A 15,845-nucleotide genomic window follows, 5' to 3' on the forward strand; every position below is an offset into this window, starting at 1 on the left:
AATGAACACTACAGAAGAATTTTATGAAATTATCGCCTCTGCCATCGCAATAAAAAAAGAATTGGTAGATGAAAAACTAACCTATCAGGAAATCCCGGAGTGGGATTCTATGTCTCACCTTCTTATCGTAGAAGCGCTTGAACAGTTTTATCAGATCAAATTTGATTTTAATGATATTCTGGAGATGGGAACCGTCGGAAAGATTCGAGAAAAAATGAAAAAATACGATGTATTCGTAGAAAACTAAGTATATGAAAATTTTAGAAAATGTAATTGCCAATAAGAACTTGGGGTTTACAGATGCTTCCACCGGTACAACAATACCGGTGGGAACGCTGTACCGGTCTTTAGGCTTAAACCCGGTAGAAAAAGGGCTGCTCTTTTTGTACAATGACAATCAGCTGTCCAGTGTTGAGGTACTTCTCAATTTTTACGGAACAGCGCACACTATTGCAGTACTGGGACAGAAACTGCATGAGGAATTCAAAGAACGTATCGAGGCTGAATACCGTCCTAAATACATCTTTGATCCACAAAGAGAGGAAATTGATGGATACAGCCTGAAAGAATTCTCAGACAATATCAAAATCTTCGCAAAGAACGATTATAAGAGTGAAATTACCATTCATCCTGAGATCAAGATTCTTTTGAGTACTTCAGGGACAACGGGCGTTCCGAAGCTTGTAAAACTATCTGATGAAAGCCTTTATCAGAATGCGTTGAGCATCCTTCAATACATGCCTGTTCAGGAATCCGATGTGGTTCCTTTAAACGTTCCTATCAACTTCGTATATGGATTCTCTATTTTCACCACGAACTGTATGCGTGCAGGAAGAATTGTCTGTACAGATAAGGATATTATGCAGAAAGCATTCTGGGACGAAATGGAGGAGTATGGCTACAGTACTTTAGGAGGAGTGCCTTTTCTTTATGAGAACCTGAACAGAATAGGATTTTTCAGAAAAGATTCTCCAAGCCTGAGATATTTTACCCATACCGGAGGGGTGATTAACGCTGAATTGAGAAAAACAATTTTCTCCTATTGTCATGAATTTAAAAAAGAATTCTTTGCGCAATACGGACAAACGGAAGCAGGAGGAAGAATGGCTTACCTTACAACCGAAGGATTGCTGGAAGAAGAAACCTCTATTGGAACTCCCGTACACAACGGAAGTTTCAGAATTGATCCTGAAACGGATGAGCTTTTATTTTCGCACGTGAGTATTTTTGGAGGGTATGCCAATAAACTGGAAGATCTTACGACATATGAGCAGCCTTCTGTACTCCATACCGGAGATACCGCCAGAAAAGGGGAGAACGGAATTTATTATATCACAGGAAGGATAAAGCGTATCATGAAGCTTTTCGGAATACGCCTTAATCTGGATGAGGTAGAATTTATTCTTAAAAATGAAATGCAGGGCAATACCTTCGTATGTCTGAATGCCAATGATAAAAAAATCGTTGTGCTGTATGACAATCCGGATATTGATCCTCAGATCATCACCGAAACCATTAAAAACAAACTGCGTATCAACCCACAATATGTACGCGTAGAACTTATAGAATCATTCCCATTATCACAAAACGGTAAAATAAACTATCCCCTGTTACAAAACTTACAGCATGAAAACATCTAAAACCCTTATATTACTTCTTGGTCTTGCTTTATCTTCAAACTCGCTTTCTGCACAACAGGGCGACAGAATTCATGGCAAGATCATGCTGTCTGAAAAGTCGCCGGTAAAAAATGCAATTTTAAGACTTGTCAACACGTCTTATCAGGCAAAAACAAATAATTTAGGAGAATATTACTTTGAAAATGTGCCACCTGGAGAATATACGCTTCAGGTGGTTTTAAATGACATTGAGCTGATGAGAGAGCAAATCTACATTCAGAAAGATGTCCACGAAATTCCTGCGATCTATGCCCCGTTACACAATAATGTGATTGAGGGAATTACAGTATACGCAGTAAGCAGAAATAAATTTTTGGATAAGGACAGTACTTCAGTAGCGAAAATGCCCCTGAAAGTTCTTGAAAATCCGCAGGCTTATACAAGCATCAACCAACAGATTATGAAAGAACAGCTTACTTACGATATCTCGGAAGTATTGAAAAATGTTCCGGGTATGGTAAAAATGCAGGGAAGTCCGGGAAGAGGTTCCGGTGACGGAAGTTTTTACTACAGCCTCAGAGGTTTTCCGACCAAAGTATCTATGGTAGACGGTGTTCCGGCAAATACCAATGGTGAGATAGATCCTGCTGACATTGAACGTCTGGAAGTAATCAAAGGACCTTCAGGAACTTTATACGGAGGTGCGGTAACTTCCTTTGGAGGTCTTATTAATGCGGTGACCAAAAAACCAAAAGATTATTTCGGTGGTGAGGCTTCTTATCTTATGGGAAGCTACAATCTGAACCGTGTAACCGCTGATGTTTACGGCCCGATTACAGAATCCCGAAATATGTTATTCCGTTTGAATGCCGCTTATCAGTATCAGAATGGTTTCAGAGATTCTGAATTCAGAAAATCATTCTTTGTGGCACCTACGATAAGTTATCAGGTTAATGACAGACTTAAGTTCAATTTAGGAGCGCAGATTTACAATTATGAAGGAACCAATACTCCGATTATTTTCCTTCCGAGAACAAGACCTTATTTCGCTCATAATCCGGATGAACTTGGATTCGACTGGAAAAGATCTTACTCCAATAATGATATGACCTTAAAAGCTCCGTCTATCAATGTAAAAGCTGAAGCAGTTTACAAAATTGCAGATAAATGGACTTCACAAACCTTACTTTCAAGAAACTTCAGAAAAACAGAAGGTCTGTACCAATATCAGTTCATCAGAGGAAATACAAGTGATGCGATACTGGAACGTAATGTACAGTGGCAGAATTCAGAAGCCTCTTCTACAAGTGTTCAGCAGAACTTCAACGGAGAATTTAACATCGGTAAAATTAAAAACAAAGTATTGATTGGGTTAGATTATCTCAATCAGACCATCAACAATAACCATTCCCCGATTGTGGTATATGATTATATTGATGGTACAAATCCTTCAGGGCCAGTGGTAGCACCAGTAACAGGAATATATGGTAACATATCCAAAGATCTGGCGCTGCAAAAAATTCAGGCTTTTACCCAGGCAGCAATGCAGGCAGGTAAATCTCCATTGGTACGAAATACCACAGCATCCAATCTTTATGGAGCTTATATCTCAAATGTAACCCATATTACCGACCGTTTGACTACTTTGATCAGTTTGCGTATGGACCACTATGAAAGTAAAGGTCAGCTTAATTTGAATGACAACAAACGAGCAGGAGAATTCAAACAAACAGCATGGTCCCCAAAAGTAGGTGTTGTCTATCAAATTCTTAAAGATCAGCTATCTGCTTATGGTAACTATATGAATGGCTTCAGTTATACAGCGCCTGTTACACAGCAATTGGCTGATTACAGCGGAGATATGAAACCACAAATGGCAAACCAGTGGGAAGTAGGAATCAAAGGAAACCTTTGGAGAAACAAGGTTAACTTTACCGTTTCATATTATGACATTCTTGTAGACAATATCCAGAGAGGAACCGGAGTGATCCGCGACGGAAAAGAATACAATATTGTAGTTCAGGATGGGACACAGAGAAGTAAAGGAATTGAAATTGAAACCATTATGAATCCTGTTCAGGGATTAAATATTATGGCCGGATACGCCTACAACCACAGCAGATATGAAAAAGCAGATCCAGCTGTAGATGGCCGTCGTCCGGAATCTGCAGGTCCAGCGAATGTATTCAACTCATGGATCAGTTATATTCTTCCTATCAGAGGGCTGCAGGGACTTGGAGTTGGTTTCGGAGTAAACCGTGTAGGAAAACAACTTACGGGAAATAAAACCGTTACCGGACAGTTTGCATTCCCGGCTTATACTTTAGTGAATGCTTCCATTTCCCTTGAAAAAGAAAGATACAGATTAGGATTTAAAATGAACAATCTGGGTAATGTGCAATATTTTGCAGGGCAGGGAGTTGTAGTAGCACAGATGCCTCGTAATTTTGTTGCTGAGGTTAGCTTTAAATTTTAAGAATGAAATTAAAGTTTAGAAAAATTGCATATCAGTTACATCTATGGCTCGGACTAACGTCCGGGCTTATAGTTGTTATCATGGCCGCTACAGGATGTATTCTGGCTTTTGAAGAAGAATTAAAACACATTGTTCACCCCAACAGATATTTCGTTGAAAATATCGGAAGAAAGAAACTTTCATTATCTGAACTTACGGAAAAAGCAGAAAAAGCACTTCCTGAAGGTTTGAAAGTCAAAAGAGTGGTAATGCCTTCCGATCCCTCACGAACCTATGTCTTCCGCACGCTGAAAATGGATGACGAAGCATGGACGTATTGGGGAACTTATCTTTATTATTACCGAATTTATGTAGATCCTTATACCGGGAAAGTACAGGAAGTAGAAGATGCCAAAAAAGATTTCTTTGAAATTGTGCTGGATCTTCACAGAAGACTTTTGCTGGGAGAAAAAATAGGAAAAACAATTACTGGTTATTCCACATTGGTACTTGCGATCATTCTTTTTTCAGGACTTGTGATATGGTATCCCCGTAAAATGAGCAAAAGCATGCTGAAAGGAATGTTTTTCATTAAAATATCGGCCAACTGGAAGAGAATTAATTATGACGTTCATAATGTACTGGGTTTCTATTCTGTGATTCCTTTACTTTTGATCTCGTATTCTGCATTGATATGGAGTTTTGAAGATGTAGACAAATGGGTAAAGAACACGCTGAACGGAAATACTCCCACAGAAAAGAAAGCCAAAAGCACTATTCCTTCCGAAGAATTTTCAAACAGGAATAACATTCTCAATCTGATTGGAAATACTATGAACAAAGAACTGAAAGATAAAAAATCAGCGCTTATCAATTTTCCAAGATCAGAAGAGGGAACGTATTATGCTGAACTTACCTATGATGGTAGACAGTATAGAAATGAACAGTTTAATTTTGATCAGTATTCAGGAGAAATTTTAAAATCTCAATCTTATAAAAACAAAAATATCGGATATGGAACCGCATTAAGAGAAAGAAATTATGATCTTCACACCGGAAGTATTTTAGGAATGACCAGCAGAATTATCTATTTTCTGGCTGCTATCATCGCAACATCACTTCCAATCACTGGTTTTATCATCTATTTAAACAGAAAAAAGAAGAAACCAAAACATAAGAAAAACAAAATAATTTATCCTTCTCATCATTAATAAAGAAAAGAGATTATCTCAAAAGTTAATGATTTGACTTTTGTCATTCTGACGAAGGAAGAATCTCATTCATAATTCAGGTTAAGAGATTCTTCACTACATTCCATTTCGTTCAGAATGACACCTTGAAATAACCTCTTTACTTGTATATGATTCCAAAGTAAAAATATCCAGTATCAATTTTATCAGAGATAAAATCCTCGCGCCTTAAAATAAGGTCTTTTTGATCTCATTTGCGCCTTTGCGATTCCCAACTACAATACTCTTTGGTAAAGTGTTTTCTGGTAATCGCAAAGGCGCAAAGTTTTTTAATCTTCTGTTTTATTAGGCGCAAGAACATTTCAGCTTTGCTCAATATTAGATTTTCAGCAAGCGATACACTGTAATTTTCTCATAAATATCTACCTGGAAATCTGTATAATTTCCCTAATCATCCAATCAAGCCCTTCACATTTTTTGAAAACACCTCAATTCCTTGGTTCATCTCTTCAACATTCAAATCCCCGAATCCCAAACGCATCGCGGTAAGCCCTTTATTCTGATACAAAAGCGTTTTGGGAATAAAAAGGTTATCCTTAGCACAATTTCTGCTCAACTGCATCAGATTTAGGGGAATATTCCATTCTAGCCAAACGGCAAGACCTCCGGAAGGCTTTTGAAAAGTAATGAAATCACCCAGATTTTCTTCCAGGAGCAGGGCAAAATAATCACGTCTTTCCTGATAAACTTTTAAAGATTTTTTCAGATAACGGTTGATTTCTCCTTCTGCAATCATCTCTCCAAGCGCCCTTTCCATCAGAATATCACCTTGCCGATCAATAATTCCCAGATATTTACGCATTTCCGTCATAAGATTTTCCGGCGCAACAATAAACCCGGTTCTGAATCCCGGAGCCAAAGACTTTCCAAAAGAACCAATATAGATAACCATTCCATTGGTATCAGCACTGGCCAGCGGAAGAATAGGACTTTTATCATAATGAAACTCATAATCATAATCATCTTCCAAAATAATAAATCCATACTCATTGGCCAATTCCAGTAATTCAAATCTTCTTTGCGCACTCAAAGCAACCGTAGTAGGATAGTGATGATGCGGAGTAAGGTAAAGCATCCGTATCTTCTGTTTTTTACAGGCTTCTCGTACACTTTCTACCATAATTCCTTCTTCATCAATCGGAATAGAAACAATATCAACACCCGCTTTCATAAAGATCATATTGACGGAAAAATAACTCAAAGCTCCCACCAATACAGTATCACCGGCGGAAAGAAGGATTTCGGAAACAATATAGATACTCATTTCCGTACTTCTGGTAATGAGCAGATTATTTTTGGAAATAGGAAGTCCGCGGGAAAGATTCAGATATTGAGATAAATGTTCTTTAAAAAACTCACTTCCGTCATGATTATAATGTCCCAAAGCTTTCTGATTTGATTTACGCTTCAAAATAGAACTGTAAAACCTTGAATGCTGTCCAATTTGCGTTAAACGGATATCCGGCACGCCATCATTAAAAACATATTCACAGTCAGAATGCTCAAAAGGATTGTCTAAAATATTAGAGGTTTTGAATGGAAAACCAGTCGTTATCGGATAGTTTTGAAGGTTATTTTGCTCAAAATCGTTCACTTTTACAGGTTTTTCCTGATCTTTTCCGATAACAAATGTTCCTTTATTCGGGAAACTCTCCGTCCAGCCTTGAGCCGACAATTCATCATACACAGCCACTGCTGTATTCCTGTGAATTTCCAGCATTTCACTGAAAGTTCTGGTTCCCGGAAGTTTCGTTCCAAAAGGTAAAACCCCTCTCTGAATCGCATTGATCAGCTGATTGGCAATCTGCAAATAGATAGAAGTCTCTGATTTTCTATCAATCTTTATAAAACTTTCATAAGGAATCTTAACCGGACTATCCATAATATCAAAACTGGCACCACGTAACCATCCGGCAATATACTACTTTTGACATCAAAATAAAAATCTATGGAATTTCATCATCTGTTAAAAAAAATTGTACAGGAAGGAAACATCCACGCCAAATGGCTGAATACACTTTCTTTTATGGAAAACGCCGGTGCAAGAAAAATTTCAAAGTGTGAACATCCGACACTGGTTTCTCAGATCCAGCTGAAACATGCTGCTGAAGAACACCGCCACGCTTATTATCTGAAAAAACAGATCGGGAAAATAGACCCTGAATTATGCAAAACTTATGAAAGTTCCGAGCTTTTGGCGCCAATAGCAACAAGCCAGTATCTTCATTCATTAGATATCAAAGCCTGCCGTTATCTTCAGAAAGCATTCAATCTGAATAAAACAGACCTGAAATATGCAGCGTATCTTTTTGTAACCTATGCTATTGAAGTGCGTGCTGATGAACTTTATCCGGTCTATCAACAGGCTCTTACCGAAGCTTCTTCTAAAATTATGGTAAAATCTATTATCCTTGAAGAAGAAGGTCATCTGGAAGAAATGATCAATCAGCTCAACGAATTTTCTCCAGACTGGAAAGAACATGCAGATCATGTTTTAACGATAGAAAAAGAACTGCATGAAGAGTGGATTAACGCTATTACTCAGGAAGTCGCTCAGTTAGATTATGCTTAATAATACCTTTCGTTTTCAGGAATCTCTTGACAAAAGAAAAGAGGAAGGAACTTTAAGACGTTTGCGGCCTCAATCTGATGGAATTGACTTTTATTCCAATGATTATCTGGGCTTTGCAAAAAGTAAAGAACTTCAGCATTTACTATTGCAAAAGATTACCAATAATCCTCAATTGCTTTCAGGAAGTACAGGTTCAAGGCTTATCAGCGGAAACAGTGATATTGCGGTTTCTGTAGAAAATTATATTGCTCAGAAGCATCAGTTTGAATCGGCATTGCTTTTCCCGTCCGGTTATAATGCAAATCTGGCCTTATTTTCAACACTTCCCAGTCGTCATGATGTTGTCATTGTAGATGAACAGATTCATCGGTCGGTACATGATGCCTGCAAATTATCGAATGCAAAAAAACTGAAATTCAAGCACAATGACATTGAAGATCTTGAAAGCATTTTAAAAAGGCAGCAGGGGCATTGTTATATTGCCATAGAAAGTCTCTATTCGATGGAGGGAGATTTTGCTCCTATTCAGGAAATTGCTGAGCTTGCCAATCAGTATAAAGCTTCTCTGATTGTTGATGAAGCCCACGCATTTGGAGTGTTTGGATATGGATTGATTGAAAGATATCAATTACAACATCAGGTTTCAGCAGCAGTTGTTACCTATGGAAAAGCACTCGGAGCCCATGGAGCGACAATTCTATGTAATGAAACAGAGAAATCTTACCTGATCAATTTTGCAGGCCCGTTCATTTATAGCACTTCAGCTCAGGATTTCCAGTGGATGAGTATACAAACAGGATATGAATTTTTAGATCAAAACCCTGGGCTGGCAGGAGAACTTCAGGACAATATTAAAATTTTCCGAAGCCAAAATCTAGAATCTCCATCTGCAGAAAAAAGCCCTGTTCAGGCTATTATAATTCCAGACAACCAAAAACTGAAACAATTACAGGATACATTATCTGAGAATGGATTTCTAACCTACGCAATATACAGTCCCACAGTAAAAGAAGAGAGTGAACGACTGCGGATTTGCCTTCACAGCTTTAATACAAAAAAGGAAATTATAAAACTGACAGGAATTATTAAAGAATTTGTTTAAAACAAAAAATAAGCTTTCAAACCCCGCAACACGAATCCCGAAAACATGAAATTATTTATAACAGGAATAGGAACCGAAATAGGAAAAACAGTTTGTTCAGCTGTTTTGGTTCAACATTTTAAAACAGAATACTGGAAACCTATACAATCAGGTGATCTGCATTACACAGACAGCCATAAAATTGAAGCATGGACAGACTATACAATCTGCCATCCGGAAACCCACCGTTTACAGCTGGCCGCATCACCACATCAATCGGCAAGGGAAGAAAATATCACCATAAATCTAAATGATTTTCAACTCCCTGAAACGGAAAATCCATTGATTGTAGAAGGAGCAGGAGGTATTATGGTCCCAATATCAGATACTACATTCATGATAGACTTGATTGAAGAATTAAATCTTCCAGCTGCATTGGTAGTTAGAAATTATTTGGGATGCATCAATCACAGCTTACTGTCAATCATAGCATTACAACAGAGAGAGATACAGTTAGACTATCTGATTCTTAACGGAGACTTCCCTGAAGATACAGAAAGAGTGATCTGCAGTTTTATCGATAAAGAAACAAAAATTATAAAGATTCCTGAAATCAGCAATACTGACAAAGAATCTATAAAACATGCTGCAAAGCAATTAACAATAACAAAAATAGGATAATGGATACTAAAACAACATTAAGAAACAACTGGACTAAAGAAGAAATAGAGGAAATTTATCATTTACCTCTGATGGAACTTATTTATAAAGCAGCAACTGTACACCGTGAATGGCATGATCCTTCTGAAGTACAGATTTCAACACTATTATCTATCAAAACCGGTGGATGCCCTGAAGACTGTTCATATTGCGGGCAGGCAGCGCGTTATCACACCAACATCAAAGTACAGGCATTATTGCCAACTGAAACTGTAATTGCCCATGCTCAGAAAGCAAAAGATTCTGGATCGTCAAGATTCTGTATGGCTGCAGCATGGCGTGAAGTTCGTAACAATCGTGATTTTGACAGGGTAATTGATATGGTAAAAGGGGTAAATGATCTTGGACTGGAAGTTTGCTGCACATTGGGTATGCTTACAGAAGAACAGGCTATTAGACTTCAGGAAGCAGGATTATATGCCTACAATCACAACCTTGATACGTCTGAACAATATTATGAAGAGATTATCTCAACAAGAACATTTGACAACAGAATTAATACGATCAACAACGTAAGAAAAGCAGGAATTACCGTATGTTCCGGAGGAATTATCGGACTTGGTGAAACCCATAGAGACAGAATTTCAATGCTTCTGACGTTGGCAACAATGCCAAAGCATCCGGAATCCATTCCTATCAATGCATTAGCAAGAGTGGCGGGAACTCCATTAGAGGATAATGAAAAAGTAGATACCTGGGAAATGGTAAGAATGATTGCCACCGCAAGAATTGTAATGCCTTCTTCCATGGTAAGATTAAGTGCCGGCCGTATAGAAATGTCAGAAACAGAACAGGCATGGTGCTTCATGGCAGGAGCCAATTCCATTTTCACAGGAGAAAGAGAAACACTATTGGTAACACCAAATCCTGGAGTTTCTGAAGATATGCAGATGCTGCAGACATTGGGACTGAAACCTATGATGAAAAAAGAAACATGTTGCTAAACAATTATAAATGATAAAATAATGAGTGATGAGCTGGGTTATTAGTATTATCGTTTTTATCATAACATTGATAGCTGATTTTATCAATAATAATGTTTGTATTTAACGCTAAGATTTGCAAAGAAATATTGATTAACTGTAAAAATATTTCGCTCGCAAAGGCATTCTATTCAGCAAGGTAAAATGTTTCTTATTGCTTAGTGAAACGCCTTTGTGAACTTAAAAAGCAACAAATTAAAAAACTTAGCGATCATAGCGTTAAAATTTAAACAATTCATCACTCATTATTATTTTCACATGAATATATGAATACTATAACAGAACAAGCAAGCCTGCAACAAAGAGATAAAGCTGTCAACTGGCATCCTTACACACAGATGAAAACAGCTGACGATATTATTCCCATTGTAAAAGGAAAAGGAATTTACCTGTATGATACTGAAGGAAAAAAATACCTGGATGTAGTTTCATCATGGTGGGTTACGCTGCACGGGCATTCTCATCCTTATATTGCCCAGCGTGTTTTTGAGCAGCTGAATACACTGGAACAAGTTATTTTTGCCGGTTTCACGCATGAGCCTGCCGTACAGCTTTCAGAGAATTTGCTGAAACTTCTGCCCGCTAATCAGGAAAAGGTTTTTTATTCCGATAATGGTTCTACAGCAGTAGAGGTGGCTTTAAAAATGTGTATTCAATATGCGTACAATCAGGAAAAAAAGAAAACGAAGATTTTAGCTTTTAAAAATGCTTATCACGGAGACACCTTCGGGGCGATGTCTGTAAGTGAAAAAAGTTTCTGGACAAGACCTTTTGAAAGCATGCTGTTTGAAGTTGTATTTATTGATACTCCCAATGCTGAAAACCTGGAAAGCCTACAGGCACAGATTAAAGAATTGGCTGATGAAACAGCCTGTTTTATCTATGAACCATTAGTACAGGGTGCGGCGGGAATGTTGATGTATAATGCTGAAGACCTTAACCAGCTGATGAAATTCTGCAGAGAAGAAGGCATTCTTATGGTTCAGGACGAAGTTTTTACAGGATTTGGAAGGACAGGTAAGCTTTTCGCTGCTGATTACCTTACAGAAAAGCCAGATATTATGTGTTTTTCAAAGGGCTTAACAGGAGGAACTATGCCCATGGGAATCACCACATGTTCCAATGAAATTTACAACGCTTTTCTTTCGGATGACCGTTATAAAACCTTATTTCACGGACATTCCTTTACAGCCAATCCTTTAGCCTGTTCTGCAGCTCTGGCCAGTATGGAACTGCTATTGACAAATGAAACTCAAATGAATATCAACCGCATCACTCATCAACATTCAGAGTTTGCAAAAGCACTTGCTTTTCATCCTCATGTAGAAAAGGTTCGTCAGATCGGGACTATTTTAGCTTTCGATTTTAAAACCGGGAATGGTACTTCTTATTTCAATGCAATAGGGAAGAAGCTTTACAATGAATTCTTACAGAGAGGGATTATCATGAGGCCGTTGGGAAATGTAATCTATCTGGTTCCGCCATATTGTATTACTTCCGAAGAATTGGATTTTGTATATCAGAATATTATGGAAGTTTTGGATCAGTTTAGAGATTAGGCAGATCCCTTCAAGTAATAATTTTTTAATTTTTTTAGCCTTATAGATTTCTAAAATTTATAAGGTTTTTATGTTTGATCATTTATAGGATTGTTATTAGTTTTTATACCATTAAAATATTAAATAAATAGTATTAACTCAATTCATTTCCCCACAGATGTAATTCAGAAAGAATAGGACCTAGTTTTTGACCTTTTGGGGTCAATTTGTAATAGACTTCCGGCGGAAAATTGTAGACTTCAATCCGCTCAATAATGAGATCTTCTTCAAGCTGTTTCAGTTGTTCAGCAAGAACTTTCTTGGAAACCCTTGGCATACTTCTCCAAAGTTCCACAAAACGCACTTTATCTTCCTCAAAAAGATTGTGTAGAATCAATGGTTTCCATTTTCCTGAAAGGATATTCAGGCTTCGTCTCAATCCACAGTTTTTAAACTCTTCAAAATTCATAAGTCAATAGAATATTTATGGTTAACCTTTTGGTAACCTTCGATTGTTTTACCCCAATCAGGCAATAGCTTTGCTGTACAAACTTAGTCAAAATGAAATTACAATTATGGCGCAATGCAACATTGCTTTTGAATATTGATGGAATTTCCATCCTCGTAGATCCAATGCTTGGAGAGAAAGGATCTCTCGGCAAATTCCCAATGGTTGATAACGAATTACTGAATCCTCTGGTAGACCTGCCTTTTGGTAAAGAAGAATTAAATCAAAAACTTAAAAATGTAGATGCTGTGGCTGTTACCCATCTTCATCCTGATCATTGGGATACTACTGCCATCGAACTTCTTGATAAAAATATTCCGATCATCTGTTCATCTCTCATTTCGGAACAAATTGCAGAATATGGCTTTACAGATATTATTGCTCTTAATGACAGCGTTCAATGGAGAAATATTGAAATCACTACAACCAAAGGCCAGCATGGAACCGGAGAAATTGGAGAAAAAAGGGGAATAGTGAATGGTTTCGTTTTTAAAACAGAAAATAAATCTGTTTATATTGCAGGAGACAGCATCTGGTATAACGAAATTGCACAGGAAATTGAAAAGCATCAGCCACAACACATCATTGTTGCCGGAGGAGCCGCTACTTTTTTAGTAGGAGATCCTATTATTATGACCAGTGAAGATATTATAAAAGTCTGCGAATACGCTCCGGAAGCTACTGTTTGGGTAACTCATCTGGAATCCGTAAGTCATTGTAAGGAAGACCGGAAATTCATCCAGGAAAAGATCAATGAAAATAGATTGGAAAAAAGATGTTTTATTCTTAATGATGGAGAAGAAGTTGAGCTGCATTTTTAATCTTTGAGTATAAAATAAATAAAGGATAGAACCGAAATTCTATCCTTTTATTATATCAACAATTAGTTTTAATCTTCTACACATTTATTTCTTGCGGCCTTCATTCCAAAATACAACATCAGCAATACCGCAAAACTTAATAAATAAAATGAGCTGTTCCAGGAAATATCCCAATCATGAAGTTTTCCAAACAACGGGGGGCCAAATGCAGCAATCAGATATCCGACAGATTGAGCCATTCCTGATATTTTAACAGCGTTGATACTGCTTTTCGTTCTCGTAGAAAAAAACAGGATAGACAAACTGAAAGACAATCCGTTAGAAATTCCTATGATCACAGCATTCACATAAATCCACTGAGATTTCAGGAACACAAACATCATAGTACTTCCAAACATTAAAGCGCATATAAAAAGAATCATCAGTCTCTGATCTTTCATCTTACTGGCAATAATCGGGCAGCAGAATGTCACAGGAATCATTGTAATCTGAATCACAAAGAAAACCCATCCTGAACTTTCCCCCTGCATATGAAAATCTGCAAGAAATGAAGGCAGCCAGGCCACCAGACAATAATAAAACAAAGACTGCAGTCCCATGAAAATACTGATATTCCATGCCTGAGCAGATTTGAACATATTAAAATCAGAAGTACTGAGTGCTGTTTTCGGCAGATTTGGATTTCTTTTATTAAAAATAAATTCCAGTGCTAAAACAAGGAAACCTAATGCAGCAATAACCAGCCAGATTCCTAAAGAACCTTTCCACCCAAAGCCTGTCAGTTCCCCGATTTTTACACTAAATCCAGACGCCAGAGCCGCAGTAAGATTCATAGATACGGCAAAAATCCCTGTCATAAGACCAATCTGCTTCGGGAAATTATTTTTAACATATCCCGGAGTGACCACATTTCCAATACATATCCCTAAACCAATGAATACTGAACCTAAAAACAACAGCCAAAGAGAACCTGTGATTCTTAAAAATAATCCAAAACTTAAAATAATCAGGGAATACATCAGAAGTTTACTGATTCCGAACTTATTAGAAAATTTACTGACCAATACAGAGCAGGCTGCAAACATAAACAGAGGAATAGAGGTAAGCAGGCTCACCTGAAAATTATCCAGTTTCAATGCATCTCTTACTTCACCCAATACAGGAGCTACCGCCACAATCGGAGAACGGAGATTACTGGAAATTAATATAACTACCAGAACGTTAATGAGTAATAAAACATACGAAGCATTCTTTTTTACTTCATTCTTCATCATAATAAAAACTTTTCTGCAAAATTAATATAGTAAATTTGTTTAATTTTGCCAAAGTTTTAACCTAAAACGACATGAACGCTAATGACAGTATAAAAATAGACGATCTGAAGAAACCTTATTTTGTATGGTTTGAAGAAAACTGGGTTCATGATGACATTCTTCACCATCACCAGAAAGGCCAGTTGGTATACGTGGAAAGTGGTTTTCAGTACATCACCATTGAAGAAAAAATCTATCTTCTCCCACAAAATCATGCCGTATGGATTCCCCCAAAAGCCATTCATAAAACAAATTCTCATTCCGAAAAGATCAAACTGATGATCATGTTTGCTGATATCAGTACAAAAAATCCCTTTTATCATGAGGTCAATGTGTTTTCTGTTCCTCCGGTTTTAAAAGAAATGATAAAATATGCGGAAAAGTGGTCTAAACAAATGACATCAGATCATGATGAAAACCTATTTCTGAAGGCCCTGTTCAACGAACTTCCTCGATTTGTGGAGCACTCATTAACGCTTCATATCAGTCTTCCAAAAGATCAGCGCCTTACAAAAGTCATTGAGCATCTGCATGATCACTATCGGGATGAAATTAAGATGGAAGATCTCAGCGATAACGCCCTTTTGTCTTTCCGTACACTAGAACGTATTTTCAAAAAAGAAACCGGGCTCACCTTAAGTAAATACCAGCAGATGCTTCGTATCATCAAAAGTCTGGAGTTTCTGAGTGCCGGTCATCTTACCATTTCAGAAACAGCTTATGAAGTAGGGTACAAGAGTGTACAGGCCTATACCAGAAGTTTTCTATCTGTGATGCAGTTCAGACCCACAGATTTTATTAAAACTACTCAATAGCCGTTTAAAGCACCTACAGGGGCGGTCGAAATATAGAGAAAAAGAGATTTATTGACATCTTAAAACTTTGAGTATTCCTTTATAGAAAAGCAATAGGCTGGTTTGAAAAAGGATATAATTCACATTTTGCCTCATTTTCCACTTCAACAGTCAATATTCGATTATGATAT

14 protein-coding genes are annotated in these 15,845 nt (G+C 37.4%); 11 read left to right on the forward strand and 3 right to left on the reverse strand.

The window, feature by feature from the left end:
• The first annotated feature begins 1 nt into the window (after position 1).
• From FW780_RS03420 to FW780_RS03435, 4 genes are read left to right on the forward strand one after another with little or no spacing between them, the layout of a single operon-like run.
• Positions 2-247, forward strand: a complete 246-nt coding sequence (locus tag FW780_RS03420; protein ID WP_002979498.1) for an acyl carrier protein — start codon at positions 2-4, stop codon at positions 245-247.
• Between the two features lie 4 nt (positions 248-251).
• Positions 252-1,640 carry an AMP-binding protein gene (locus FW780_RS03425; RefSeq protein WP_149832208.1) on the forward strand — a complete coding sequence of 463 codons (1,389 nt, stop codon included), beginning with the start codon at positions 252-254 and terminating at the stop codon, positions 1,638-1,640.
• Positions 1,627-4,095 (forward strand): TonB-dependent receptor, encoded by a 2,469-nt coding sequence (locus FW780_RS03430; RefSeq protein WP_149832209.1) that lies wholly within the window; start codon positions 1,627-1,629, stop codon positions 4,093-4,095. The genes FW780_RS03425 and FW780_RS03430 overlap by 14 nt, the downstream gene beginning before the upstream one ends.
• Positions 4,096-4,097: 2 nt before the next feature.
• On the forward strand, positions 4,098-5,285 hold the full coding sequence (locus FW780_RS03435) for a PepSY-associated TM helix domain-containing protein (RefSeq protein WP_149832210.1): 1,188 nt from the start codon (positions 4,098-4,100) through the stop codon (positions 5,283-5,285).
• A 430-nt stretch (positions 5,286-5,715) separates the two neighbouring features.
• On the opposite strand, the gene FW780_RS03440 is transcribed toward FW780_RS03435, so the two are convergent.
• On the reverse strand, positions 5,716-7,206 hold the full coding sequence (locus FW780_RS03440) for an aminotransferase-like domain-containing protein (RefSeq protein ID WP_149832211.1): 1,491 nt from the start codon (positions 7,204-7,206) through the stop codon (positions 5,716-5,718).
• Positions 7,207-7,272: 66 nt separating this feature from the next.
• Here FW780_RS03440 and FW780_RS03445 point away from each other — a divergent pair, with 66 nt between their 5' ends.
• The 5 genes from FW780_RS03445 to bioA all read left to right on the forward strand — a co-directional run bounded on the left by FW780_RS03445 (position 7,273) and on the right by bioA (position 12,239).
• On the forward strand, positions 7,273-7,896 hold the full coding sequence (locus tag FW780_RS03445) for a hypothetical protein (protein WP_149832212.1): 624 nt from the start codon (positions 7,273-7,275) through the stop codon (positions 7,894-7,896).
• The gene (locus FW780_RS03450) at positions 7,889-8,998 is read left to right on the forward strand and encodes an aminotransferase class I/II-fold pyridoxal phosphate-dependent enzyme (RefSeq protein ID WP_149832213.1); all 1,110 of its coding nucleotides are present in this window, start codon (positions 7,889-7,891) and stop codon (positions 8,996-8,998) included. Before FW780_RS03445 ends, FW780_RS03450 begins: the two co-directional genes overlap by 8 nt.
• Before the next feature lie 45 nt (positions 8,999-9,043).
• Entirely contained in the window at positions 9,044-9,658 is a 615-nt protein-coding gene (gene bioD, locus FW780_RS03455; RefSeq protein ID WP_149832214.1) for a dethiobiotin synthase, read from the forward strand.
• A complete protein-coding gene (gene bioB, locus FW780_RS03460; RefSeq protein WP_149832215.1) occupies positions 9,658-10,641 on the forward strand; it encodes a biotin synthase BioB in 984 nt (327 codons plus the stop codon). Before bioD ends, bioB begins: the two co-directional genes overlap by 1 nt.
• 305 nt (positions 10,642-10,946) lie before the next feature.
• Positions 10,947-12,239: an adenosylmethionine--8-amino-7-oxononanoate transaminase gene (gene bioA, locus FW780_RS03465; protein WP_149832216.1), complete on the forward strand. Its 1,293-nt coding sequence runs from the start codon at positions 10,947-10,949 to the stop codon at positions 12,237-12,239.
• Between the two features lie 133 nt (positions 12,240-12,372).
• Here the strand turns inward: bioA and FW780_RS03470 are convergent, their stop codons facing one another.
• Positions 12,373-12,687: a winged helix-turn-helix transcriptional regulator gene (locus tag FW780_RS03470; protein WP_149832217.1), complete on the reverse strand. Its 315-nt coding sequence runs from the start codon at positions 12,685-12,687 to the stop codon at positions 12,373-12,375.
• Positions 12,688-12,779: 92 nt separating this feature from the next.
• On the opposite strand from FW780_RS03470, the gene FW780_RS03475 reads away from it, so the two are divergent.
• Positions 12,780-13,547, forward strand: a complete 768-nt coding sequence (locus FW780_RS03475; protein ID WP_149832218.1) for an MBL fold metallo-hydrolase — start codon at positions 12,780-12,782, stop codon at positions 13,545-13,547.
• A gap of 68 nt (positions 13,548-13,615) precedes the next feature.
• Here the strand turns inward: FW780_RS03475 and FW780_RS03480 are convergent, their stop codons facing one another.
• A complete protein-coding gene (locus FW780_RS03480) occupies positions 13,616-14,821 on the reverse strand; it encodes a CynX/NimT family MFS transporter (RefSeq protein ID WP_241676833.1) in 1,206 nt (401 codons plus the stop codon).
• Between the two features lie 71 nt (positions 14,822-14,892).
• Between FW780_RS03480 and FW780_RS03485 the strand changes: the two genes are divergently transcribed.
• Positions 14,893-15,675: a helix-turn-helix domain-containing protein gene (locus FW780_RS03485; protein WP_149832219.1), complete on the forward strand. Its 783-nt coding sequence runs from the start codon at positions 14,893-14,895 to the stop codon at positions 15,673-15,675.
• Positions 15,676-15,845: the final 170 nt, after the last annotated feature.

Origin of the sequence: Chryseobacterium sediminis, from assembly GCF_008386505.1 — a bacterium.
In the GTDB taxonomy this organism is placed as follows: Bacteria; Bacteroidota; Bacteroidia; order Flavobacteriales; family Weeksellaceae; genus Chryseobacterium; species Chryseobacterium sediminis.

Excerpts from the sequence above, each read along its gene's own strand:
- FW780_RS03450 (WP_149832213.1), top strand. The coding sequence starts at position 7,889 with ATGCTTAATAATACCTTTCGTTTTCAGGAATCTCTTGACAAAAGAAAA.
- bioA (WP_149832216.1), top strand. The coding sequence starts at position 10,947 with ATGAATACTATAACAGAACAAGCAAGCCTGCAACAAAGAGATAAAGCT.
- FW780_RS03430 (WP_149832209.1), top strand. The coding sequence starts at position 1,627 with ATGAAAACATCTAAAACCCTTATATTACTTCTTGGTCTTGCTTTATCT.
- FW780_RS03435 (WP_149832210.1), top strand. The coding sequence starts at position 4,098 with ATGAAATTAAAGTTTAGAAAAATTGCATATCAGTTACATCTATGGCTC.
- FW780_RS03470 (WP_149832217.1), bottom strand. The coding sequence starts at position 12,687 with ATGAATTTTGAAGAGTTTAAAAACTGTGGATTGAGACGAAGCCTGAAT.
- FW780_RS03480 (WP_241676833.1), bottom strand. The coding sequence starts at position 14,821 with ATGATGAAGAATGAAGTAAAAAAGAATGCTTCGTATGTTTTATTACTC.
- FW780_RS03425 (WP_149832208.1), top strand. The coding sequence starts at position 252 with ATGAAAATTTTAGAAAATGTAATTGCCAATAAGAACTTGGGGTTTACA.
- bioD (WP_149832214.1), top strand. The coding sequence starts at position 9,044 with ATGAAATTATTTATAACAGGAATAGGAACCGAAATAGGAAAAACAGTT.
- FW780_RS03440 (WP_149832211.1), bottom strand. The coding sequence starts at position 7,206 with ATGGATAGTCCGGTTAAGATTCCTTATGAAAGTTTTATAAAGATTGAT.
- FW780_RS03445 (WP_149832212.1), top strand. The coding sequence starts at position 7,273 with ATGGAATTTCATCATCTGTTAAAAAAAATTGTACAGGAAGGAAACATC.
- FW780_RS03475 (WP_149832218.1), top strand. The coding sequence starts at position 12,780 with ATGAAATTACAATTATGGCGCAATGCAACATTGCTTTTGAATATTGAT.
- FW780_RS03420 (WP_002979498.1), top strand. The coding sequence starts at position 2 with ATGAACACTACAGAAGAATTTTATGAAATTATCGCCTCTGCCATCGCA.
- FW780_RS03485 (WP_149832219.1), top strand. The coding sequence starts at position 14,893 with ATGAACGCTAATGACAGTATAAAAATAGACGATCTGAAGAAACCTTAT.
- bioB (WP_149832215.1), top strand. The coding sequence starts at position 9,658 with ATGGATACTAAAACAACATTAAGAAACAACTGGACTAAAGAAGAAATA.